We start from the raw sequence: 11,028 nt of genomic DNA on the forward strand, positions 1-11,028 counted from the left end.
CAATAATTATACTGATCAAGGTAATTAGAACTATTTTTTCAAAATATGAATCCTCCTTATATGTAAGTATCTTATATATATTCTTAAATTTGATTTTCTTAATCTAATTATATACGAAAATACCATTTTTTAGTATAATTATGTATTATTACTTGGTAATTCATCTGAATCAATAGAGTCTACAAGCCAAATCGTATTCTTTGCATGATAGAATTTCACTCGATCTATTTATGGTTCAATGTAATGTAGCCCATACTTATACAAAAATAACTGATTTTAAAGAGAGAAAACCTGTATTTATATAATTTTATACTGTTACTTAAAACCAATATTATAATTGACATATAAATATACTATAATTTTACGTACTTATAGTAATATGAAGTTTAAATATGGAGGTGAATACAATGAATAATTTAAAACTAAGTAATACTGATAAAACTCTTTTTAATGGCAAAGCATACAAGTATCTAAAAGGAACTATTTTAGTAATATATGTTCTATTTATGTTAGTCTATATGTTTAGGGGGAATTTATATAAATTAGATAATCATTACACTACCTTGTTTGCCTGGACAGCACCAAATCTTATACCAAGTTTCCTTTTTACATTGATAGGTATTTTTTACGTAGTTCCTATATTATTTAAAACTACAAATGTAATTAGCAATTCTAAGTTTATATGGTTAATTAATGTGCTTAATATAAGTAGTTTTGCACTTATAGAATATCTTCATGTAATATTTAATTTAGGAGTATGGGATAACAAGGATATGATTGCTTCTTTAATTGGTATTATAGTTGCTACAATTGTTTACTTTAAATTTAGAAAGTCTTTTATTAGTTAAATATAACAAGTAAAAGATTTAATAAAAAACATATTGGTAGCCCCCTACCATTTGCAATATCTTTTAATGTTAATATATAGTTCACCTTTATTATTTTTAGTCCAAGTTGTAACTATCTAACACCCTACTAGAATTAGGCTTTTTCTATGTATTAACCCCAAATAGCCCCTTATAGGTAATTTGATTTTAATTATAAAATATTTTACCATTAAAAGAATATTAAGGATTCTATATTTAGTGTAGATTTTCATACAAATTCTATCCAACACAATATTTATTATATATACTATTATTCTAAATAATTAGGTATATATATAATTTAATAAATAGTCTCATTTTATAAAAATATAAATAGGCATTCGCTCTTATATATACTAAAAAACTTATACTAACAGTTTTGACTCTTTATCATATAATATCAATAAGGTTTTTCTTTTCATACAAAACACTCAATCATAAAATAGATATCAATACAAACTGAACAAAGACTTATTTTATATAAAAACACTAGATAATATCCTGTAGCTATAATGAAACCGACTGACCCAATATCCACATAAAAAAACTATTATCAAAGGGAAACGAGTATCTAAAAGTAGTAATATTCAAAAAGGAGCAAGAGTCCGATTGAGTATCGAAATCATGCTCCTTAATTTTTTTATTTAATTAATTCATTTGGCGGCTTTATTTCTATGTCTTTTCCAATATTCTTAAATTGTGAGGTTGAATCAAAATAAATTTCAATACTACCGTATTCGTCATAAACCTCTATAGGATTTAATGTGAATTTCATTTGAACAATTTCATTTTCATCATTTATAAAATACTCATACCTAAATGTCACTTCATCATAATTTAAATATTCTAAATCTTCCAAGGTATCTGTAATCGTTGAATATTCAAGGCCTGATAATATATTTATTATATCTTCTTTTTTTACTTCAACAGCATACTTAGTTGTATGTGTTCCATCTAAATAAACATCTTCTTCTCTTTGAATATTACGTTTATTAAAATTATCATAGAAATTACTATCTACGATTTTAGTTTCACCATCTATATAATCTACATCTTTACCCATCTCATATTCTTTCCAACCATCTGGTTGTTTTAAATATATTTTGTTACCTATTTTAATATTTGCATATGTTCCATCTTTAATTTCTTCCTCACTAATTTCTAAATCTGTATCATTTGTTACTGTAAGTATCCACTTATAGTCATCATTATTTGCTACTTGATCAATTTTTACATTACTATATAGAAAAGCTTCCTCATATCCTATAGGCTTGTATCTATAATACGTATTTATATCAGTATATATTTCTCCATTATATGGTGTTGAGGCAGCTCTTTCTACTACATCATAAAATTCGGGATATTTATAAGCATTCACATATCTTTTAGTCAATTCTTCTTTACTTTTTATAAATCTATCTATTACTACTGCTACCTGTTCTCTTTTTGCATCACCTTTTGGATCGAATGTATTACTATTAAACCCATTCATAAGGCCTGATTCAATAGCAAGGTCTACTTCTTTTTTAGCCCAATCTGATATATTATCCTTATCATCTAGTGCTTTGATGCTATTTAATCTATCACTACCTTTATTCATACTTAATGCTCTAATAAACATTACTGCCATTTGCTCACGAGTACATTTTTGGTTTTTACCGAACTCATCTTCTGAAATTCCTTTTACTATACCTGCTTCATATGCTGCTTGAACATACTCAAACTCCCAACTTTCTTTTGTAACGTCTTTAAAAACTTCATTATCATCAACATTATTAGTATCAATATCTAGAGCTTTTACAATCATCTTTATCATTTCTGATCTTGTTACTGCTTTTTTAGGATTAAAATTTCCGTTTTCATCTCCATTTACTATACCCAGCTGCGATAAATTTTGTATTGATTCTATTGCATAATCAGAACTATAATTAATATCTGCTATTTCTTGAGCATTAACCACTGAAAAATTCATCAAAATTATTATCGAGGGTATAATGCTTGTTAGTGTTTTTCTGATTTTAGAAATTCTAAACATTTTTTCACCCCTTAACTGTCTATACTTGATCTGCCATTGTATAATGAATATACCATGGCAGTATTGATAAATCTACTGTTAATTAAATCCTTGTTATATTAAGGATATAGCGTTTTTATAGTATAACTTAATATATTCATCAATTATATTAGGCTTTTATAGTTATTCAAGAAGTTGTTTAATTTAATGTTTAAACAAACAAAACTATACTAACATCATTGCATTCAGTTCTAAATATATTTGTCAGCTGTTTAATCACATGATTAACTTTATCTTAGAGGTATACTATAAACAGTATTTATCAAGTACTTTAATTTACTCATAGTTAATCACCTCATTTGCTATCTATAGGCAAAATAAAAGGCGCCTTTCTATATTTGCAAATAACACACTTTTTTAAGTGCTAGTTGCTCTTATGAAAATACACCTCTATATTTAAATTATTTAATTATAAGTATTGTAACTTTATTATACCCTTATTTTGATAAAGTTTTACTACTTCTTACAGTTACTATAACATATCTATCCCTATATATAGTTTTGTTACATCCTTAATAAATTGCCTTAAACTTTTAAATTAATCCTCTTCAAATTTATCTTCTACATCAATCCATTTATTATTTTTCAAATCATAGGATTTAAAATTATCATGAATACTAACAAATTAATCTCAAGTTATAGAAAATACTATTTAAATTCCATAATGAATCATCCATTTATTTTCTTTAATTGCATAAGTTATTTTTTCAATCAACATTTTGAGCTCTTTTGACTCATATTTTACATTCGCATCAATAATAATATCTAAAAAATATTTAAGAGATTTTGGTGGAATCAGAGTTATTCCATAATATGCAAGGTTCTTATAGGGTCTATTTGTATTATGTGCAAAAGTTTCAAGTTTTTCTATCTTCGCTTTAAAATCTTCATCATATATTTCATCTAATAAATCATCCTCTACATAAGTACAATTATATTTTTCAGGCTCATACTCTTCTCTGTATTCTTCTAAACAATCTATTATTCCAAATTCATGTCTACAAGGCATTGATATACCCCCTAATATTTTTATAGAAATATTTTCATACTCTACTTTCCACTTAAGGCTTATTACACTATCATTTACTCAAAACTTATCGCTAAAAATTTCTCCACTGTATTGCATTTTTACAATTAGGGTCTATCCCACTTGTTTTTGTTGTTATAAAGGGAATCATTTGCCAATCTTCTGACCCTGGACAACCTAGTAATGTCCATTTATCTATAAAATAATAAAATCTTCTCCTAGTATATAGCCATGTCCTTCGCCATCATCATGACTTAAATATACTATAGGTGTTCTTTCTGGATACTCTTTTAAATCAAAAGCTATCATATCTCCATTTGGAACATTCATAAATCCTAACTTATTATGCCAAATCTTATCATAATCATCATTTATATCAGGAAAACATTGAGTAATCCAATCTTTTCTTGTTTTTTCTAATTCACATATCAAATTTATATTCCAAGAACAATCACCACTAAATATTTCTCTTAACTCCTGTGGTAATTCTATATTGTCAGGCAAATACCATTCAAAATTTACACTTGAAGAAAACTCTAATAATACTTTTCTAAAACTTATAGGTAGCTTAAATCCTAATTTCTTCTCTACTTCTTCAACTTCATTTTGTGATGCTGGTTTACATATTTTAAATTTTCTTATATCTCCATTTAAACTTTGTACTGCTTCTAAAGTTTTTTCCCATCGTTCTGTCCACTTATCCCACATTATATAACCACCTCAATACAAATTTTCCTTTAAATGTTTTCACTAATAATCCTTGTTTTGTAGATATCCTAAAAGTTTTTTAAAGAGCAGAAACAACACTATAAAACTGTGTTATGAAAAATATTTCGTTAAAAATCCATATAACCTTTAGGCATATTAACTTCGGGTAAATCAATAATTTCCCTAACTTCTCTATGTTTTTTTAGGCTACTAATCCCTAGTGATAAATATTCTAATGATTCATGTTTTCCAAGAACAAAAATATCTTCTGGTTTAAGGTGTAGTGCTTCATATATTTCAAGATACTTTAATTTCTTTGCATCAAGTAATGGACTCAAATTTTTTATACCTTTCATATTAATAAGTTGTATTCTTTTTAGCTTCTCTAGTTTTCTCAAATTAGGCAATTCAACAACATTTTTTAGCGATTGAAGAAAAAGATATCTCAATTTAGTCATTTCCGAAACAAATGAAATCTCCTTTAATCCTCTTATCATCCATAATTCTAGATACTCAATTTCACCGATATAAGGTAATAATTTTAAATTTGTAGTTCCACCTAGTTTCATATCAAATTTTTTTAATCGTTTTAAAGGCAATAAGAATTCTAAATTTGGAACTTTTATCGATTTTAATACTAAGTCTTGTAATTTCACTAGATTTGATAATACTTCAATATCTTTGGCATGTCCTTCTAAAAATAATTCTTCAAGATTACTCAATTCCTGTAAGAATTTTAATGAAAATCTTTTCTTTGTAGCTCCAAAGCTGAAATATCTTAAATCTTTATTTAAATATTTCATTCCTGATATATCTTCAATATTATATAGGTCAATTGCAATTCTTGCATGATTAGAAAAGTATTTAAGAAAATCTAAATTCAAAATGCTTTTTTTATAGTCTAAATATACTCTCAATATAATATTGGGATATTGTTTTAAAAACTCAGCTATTTTTATATAATCATTTTCATCCAATGCTTTACTAAATTGTATCCGTCTAAGTTTTTCTAGTTTTATATCTAAACCTTCGAATTTTACTGGTGATTTTATTTCAATAAAAGAATAATCTTTAATCATTTCTTCCTCCAACTCATTAGTCAAAAAAGACTACTTAATTTATTATCTATTGTCATATATAATTCTCTAATATTATTAATTTGTTCTTTTCTAAGTGAAATAAAACTTCTATTCAACTTATTAATCCATAATTCTATTTCATCATTAATTATTAGAATATAAATACTACTTAAGATTTTTAATAGAATTCAAGGTTTTCACTAAATTATATTTACATAGATAATTTCAAATCTAAGATTTATTTATATGAGTTCTTAATGTTATTTTTATAATCCCTCGTAATATTGATATAGTATCTCTAATTATTTTATAATCTTTTAGTTTTTTTATATTTTTCTTTTTTTATAATATTAATATTATGTTTTTGTGAAAAATCATCTAACTCTTTCTCTAATACATTTTTATTATACATTGATAAATTAACTTTTTTCTCATTATATTTGTTCTCATCAACAAAATAATGTATTTTTAAGAATGTTTGTATCCCCATCCTAAAAACAAATTCGTCATAAATTTCAATATTTACTATGCTATTAGTTTGGTACAATGATTTTCCTATATATATTCCCATATAGTCTATAACAATTTTACTATCTGATATATACAAATAACTGCTTATAAAACCTACGATAAATACCCATAGAAAATTAATTGAAATATTGGACGTTTCAAAAAAAGTAGATATCACAAAACTAATAGCACAAACCAAAGATATAAAATAAATATATACAAAGCTAAAAATCTTTCTATATCTATTTGATTTCATATTTTTAACTCCTTAACATAATTTATATTAACTTTATATATTCATATTGATATTATAATCTATAACCACCTTAACCTTATAAAGAATGTGTCCACATATAAATATTATATTTATTTTAAAAATTGAATCTATATCAATATTTTATGTTAAATTTAAGATTATATTAGTGGTTACCTTAGAGTTTAACAGCATGTTTAATTATATATATAGTAAAAAAATGTATTACAATTAACCTAAACAATCGAATTTTAGCATTATATAAATATAGTTGTATTTTTAAGTTTTATTCTGTCGTTATAAGGAATCCAACCGACCCAATACCCACATAAAAAACACAACCTAATTTTAGATTGCCTTTTTCTTTGCTTCATAAAATATGGATAATATTCACTCTAACCTCAACTTCCGTATCCTCAACCTGCACATAAGTAGAATCATTTATAAGATTACAAAGTCTTACAATTTCATGCTTTTTTAAAATTTCACATCTTATATTTTCACTTTCAAACTTTCTGCGCCCTTTTAAAATATCCTTCTCACTATTCTCTTGATATCGATCCCAAAACATAATGTAAAACTGTCTTTCTACTACATCCCTAGATATGGCATAATTGCTCACAACCATCATTTCATTCTTTAGTAATTCTTTTTGCTTTTGATTATTTGTTTCAGATAATAATTGCGCATATTCATTAATCAGGTGTGAAGTATTCACTAGTCTTGATACTGCAAGAAATTCAAAAGATTTTCGTGTACTTTATGATTCTGTTGTTAATACTCTGCGCATCTGCTCCTTTTCTGTATCTGAAAATAGATCAGTACTTACATTATTAGCTATAAGACAAGCTACAGATGATAATGTTTGCTTATTAAAAGACTATGATATAAGTATTATTCTTTGTTTTAACTTAAAGATTTTTGAGGCATTATTCTTTTCAGTAAAATCGTTTAAAATCCTAGCTACCTTTTCATAAGGTGTTAAATCACCAAGTTCAAACTCATTTTTATATTTTTCAATATAAAAAGTTAATTAAGAAATTATGATTTTATTGGTTATTCGCCTTGATGCAATTGTGATGAACATACTTACGAAAACAACAACAAAAACAATAAGATACGCTTTATCTATCATGATATCAAACAAATATCCATACATTAATTGTCCTAAAGGTAATGCACTCATACTTATAGTAGATATTAAAGCAATAACTTTTGCCATTATATGTGAAGGAGTTTCCTTTTGAATAAATACCATTATCATAATATTAAACATTGTTCCAACAACCATAATGAAAACTGTAGAACATACTATTATTATATATGACAAAATTGGATTTAAATCAAGAACAAGCATTCCACCCATAGGTAATAAAGCAAGAGTTATAGTTAGAAAAAGAATATCGAATTTGTTTGTGTGAATTTTTTTAGATAACAAACCAACTAAAATTCCTCCTATTAATGTACCTATCATCAACATACTTTGGGATAAGGCATAAAGTTGATTACTTAAACCAAGTTTGCCTTTTATTATCACTGGTAAACCAACGATAATCATTGCAGTTAAAAACAAGTTAAAAGCTGCAATAATTAGCATTATTTTAAAAATAATGGGCTTATCATTTATAATAAAATTTTTACTTAATTTAAAATCATGTGCTACAACTTTAAAAATATTCGATTCTTTTTCCTGAGGGCTAAAAGGAATGTTAATAAATAGTTCTATTACAGCAGATATAAAAAAACTTATTCCACTAAAAATAAGAATTGACATAAGTCCCAAGAATCCATACAAAAAACCAGCTAAAATAGGTCCTAATAAATTAGATAGTCCATTTATTTGATTCACAATAGCATTTCCTTTTAATATGTTCTCTTCTGACAATAAGACAGGAATGCTTGCCTGCACTGTAGGTTGATAAAAAGACTGTATAACTGACAACAATATTAAAACTATAGATATGGTAAGAACTGATGGACTATCAGACAAAGTAATTCCGAAAACAAGCATAATTACCGCTGTTAGAAGATCTAGTATAATCATAATGTTACCCTTGTTTACTCTGTCTGCAATCATTCCACCAAAAGGCGATAACAAAATAGTAGGTATCATTGCTATAGCTAATATACTACCAAATAAAGTAGACGATCCTGTTGTTTCCAATAAATATAGTGGTAGTGTAAAACGAAGGACTGCATTACCCATGAGTGAAATTATCTGACCAATAACTATTAAAGAAAAGTCTTTATTAAACAATCCCATATTTTCCCTCATGATATTTATTTTACCTCCATTTTGTTAACAGTACTCACCAACTTCACAAATACTGCCATCCCTATTATTACAGAAATCAACATAAATATAAAAGGGAACCAAGTAATTCCAATAGAATTAGATATAATGTTTGATGGAATTATAGATAGAGTAAAAGCAGAAACTATTGTAACTGGAACAGACTTTTTAGAGAAGCCAATTTGCATTGCAATAATTCCTATACCTGATGAAAAAAGAGACATTATGAGAGTAGTTTTTGCAATTATAATTAATTTTGCAACTGTCAATGTGTCAGGAATAATGTGTATAAACCTTTCTCCAATGAAAAAGATTGCATAAACTAAAATACTAATTAATATATAAGCAAAAAATGTAAACAAAGAAACTATTAAGAGTTTAACAATCATTATCCTTTGAGGTGAAACAGGATAAGAAAACAGAAGTATAGCCCTTTTACCGGAATATTCATCAATAACAAATCGTGCATACATTACCCCAGAAAGAGTAGTGAAACATACACAGCTTATTATATTTACAAGTAATATGATTGTTTCATAATTGGACAAAACATTTTTAATATAAACATCTCCGCTAATCTCAGTTTTTGTTGAAATAAACAAAAACATATATATAAATGCAATCAAAGCTAAGGCAATAAATCCAGTAGAAATTACATAGGTTTTAAGTTTATTTCTTTTAAGTTCAAGTTGCATTAATTTAATCATTTTATTTTCCTCCATTCATAACATCCAAAAAATAATTCTCAAGGCCGTCTGTAAATTGTGTTTTTAGGGAACTTAGTGTATGCTCCTTCATAATTTTACCATTATTAATAACCCCTATAGTATCAGCAATATGTTCAATTTCACTTAAAATGTGGCTTGATATCAAAATAGTCATATTATGTGTTTTTGCCAGTTCCAGAAAGAATTCACGCATATCCCTTATGCCCATTGGGTCTAAGCCACTTATAGGTTCATCAAGTATGAGTAGCTTAGGCTTGTTTATAATAGCCCTTGCAATAGCCAACCTTTGACGCATACCAACAGAAAATGTTGAAACTGCTTGCTTTCCTAGCCCTACAAGTCCTACACGTTCAAGGGTATGTTCAATATTGTTTTCGTCTGAATCCATATATCCAAGATGAATTTTAAGATTTTGATTTGCAGACAAGTGTTCATAAAATACAGGTGTTTCTATAAGACAACCAATATTTCGTAAAATGTCATTTTTGCTTACAGCCATACCCATTCCTAAAATTTCTATTTTCCCCATTGTTGGTTTTAATAAACCAGTAAGAAGTTTAAATAAGGTTGTTTTTCCTATGCCATTGGCTCCTAAAAGTCCGTAAATGGAACCCTCATATACTGTTATGTTGCAATTCTTAATAATTTCCTTGTTCGAAAATGATTTTGTTAAATTTTCTGTTTTAACAACAATTGAATTATCCATTTTAATTCACTCCTTTTTGATACCGACCGAATGTATGTATGGTTGTAAAAATAAACTGCCACGAAGGCAGTATTACTTAAACATTATTTGTTTTTCCATAAGCTAAATCATAAAACTGTTTGCTTGATTCTATAGCTTCATCATTAATAAATGGCAATCCTATTCCGTCAAGTAATTTTTTTAAAAATGTTACCTTAGCAATCCATTCCTCACGAGTAACTTCACAAATTGCAGGATTCCACCAAATATTAGTAAGTAGTAATATTACCTCAGCCAACTCTTTGGGTGAATCGTTTTTAATAGAACCATCTGTAATTCCTTCGTCTATTAACTCCTTTAAAAGCTTTGCCCCGTGTGTAAGTGTTTGCTCAATCTGTTTTGCTAAAAACTTTGGATTTTTGAAAAGAGAACTGGTTATAGGAATCATTTGCGCTTGTGTATTATCTGCAATTGAACTAGTAAATAATTTTTGTATTTTTTGTAGCCCGTTTAAGGTTTTATCTTCCTTTAATTTTGAAAAACAGTTATTTTCAGAAAAAACTTTTTCACAAACTGCATCTACTATTTCGTCTTTTGACTTAAAATGATGATATATAGCACCCTTGGAAAGCCCATTAAGAGCATTAACAATATCTTGAATAGTAGTATGTTCATATCCTTTTTCTAAAAAAAGTTTTAGGGATACATCAAGTATTCGTTCAATTGTTTCTTCTGGATACTTATTTCTAGCCATTAAACCACATCCTTTTACATACATTCATTCAGTATGTATATTGTAAATTAT

The 11,028-nt window shown here is 26.7% G+C and carries 11 protein-coding genes; 1 reads left to right on the top strand and 10 read right to left on the bottom strand.

The window, feature by feature from the left end; all coding sequences use genetic code 11:
- Positions 1-407: 407 nt before the first annotated feature.
- Positions 408-848 carry a hypothetical protein gene (locus M2214_RS09875; RefSeq protein ID WP_248476944.1) on the top strand — a complete coding sequence of 147 codons (441 nt, stop codon included), beginning with the start codon at positions 408-410 and terminating at the stop codon, positions 846-848.
- A 658-nt stretch (positions 849-1,506) separates the two neighbouring features.
- On the opposite strand, the gene M2214_RS09880 is transcribed toward M2214_RS09875, so the two are convergent.
- The 10 genes from M2214_RS09880 to M2214_RS09925 all read right to left on the bottom strand — a co-directional run bounded on the left by M2214_RS09880 (position 1,507) and on the right by M2214_RS09925 (position 10,977).
- Positions 1,507-2,901: an S-layer homology domain-containing protein gene (locus M2214_RS09880; RefSeq protein WP_248476946.1), complete on the bottom strand. Its 1,395-nt coding sequence runs from the start codon at positions 2,899-2,901 to the stop codon at positions 1,507-1,509.
- Between the two features lie 691 nt (positions 2,902-3,592).
- Entirely contained in the window at positions 3,593-3,949 is a 357-nt protein-coding gene (locus M2214_RS09885; protein ID WP_248476954.1) for a hypothetical protein, read from the bottom strand.
- A gap of 213 nt (positions 3,950-4,162) precedes the next feature.
- Entirely contained in the window at positions 4,163-4,675 is a 513-nt protein-coding gene (locus tag M2214_RS09890) for an SMI1/KNR4 family protein (protein WP_248476956.1), read from the bottom strand.
- Between the two features lie 128 nt (positions 4,676-4,803).
- A complete protein-coding gene (locus M2214_RS09895) occupies positions 4,804-5,754 on the bottom strand; it encodes a leucine-rich repeat domain-containing protein (protein ID WP_248476958.1) in 951 nt (316 codons plus the stop codon).
- A 307-nt stretch (positions 5,755-6,061) separates the two neighbouring features.
- The gene (locus tag M2214_RS09900) at positions 6,062-6,520 is read right to left on the bottom strand and encodes a hypothetical protein (RefSeq protein ID WP_248476960.1); all 459 of its coding nucleotides are present in this window, start codon (positions 6,518-6,520) and stop codon (positions 6,062-6,064) included.
- 367 nt (positions 6,521-6,887) lie between these two features.
- Positions 6,888-7,235, bottom strand: a complete 348-nt coding sequence (locus M2214_RS09905) for a hypothetical protein (protein ID WP_248476962.1) — start codon at positions 7,233-7,235, stop codon at positions 6,888-6,890.
- Between the two features lie 315 nt (positions 7,236-7,550).
- Positions 7,551-8,780 (bottom strand): MFS transporter, encoded by a 1,230-nt coding sequence (locus M2214_RS09910; protein WP_248476964.1) that lies wholly within the window; start codon positions 8,778-8,780, stop codon positions 7,551-7,553.
- 17 nt (positions 8,781-8,797) lie between these two features.
- Positions 8,798-9,517, bottom strand: coding sequence for a hypothetical protein (locus tag M2214_RS09915; RefSeq protein ID WP_248476967.1), 720 nt, complete (start codon positions 9,515-9,517; stop codon positions 8,798-8,800).
- A 1-nt stretch (position 9,518) separates the two neighbouring features.
- Entirely contained in the window at positions 9,519-10,244 is a 726-nt protein-coding gene (locus tag M2214_RS09920; RefSeq protein WP_248476969.1) for an ABC transporter ATP-binding protein, read from the bottom strand.
- 76 nt (positions 10,245-10,320) lie between these two features.
- Positions 10,321-10,977 carry a TetR/AcrR family transcriptional regulator gene (locus tag M2214_RS09925; RefSeq protein ID WP_248476971.1) on the bottom strand — a complete coding sequence of 219 codons (657 nt, stop codon included), beginning with the start codon at positions 10,975-10,977 and terminating at the stop codon, positions 10,321-10,323.
- Positions 10,978-11,028 lie beyond the last annotated feature (51 nt).

The organism is Tepidibacter aestuarii, assembly GCF_934924865.1.
Taxonomy (GTDB): domain Bacteria; phylum Bacillota; class Clostridia; order Peptostreptococcales; family Peptostreptococcaceae; genus Tepidibacter_A; species Tepidibacter_A aestuarii.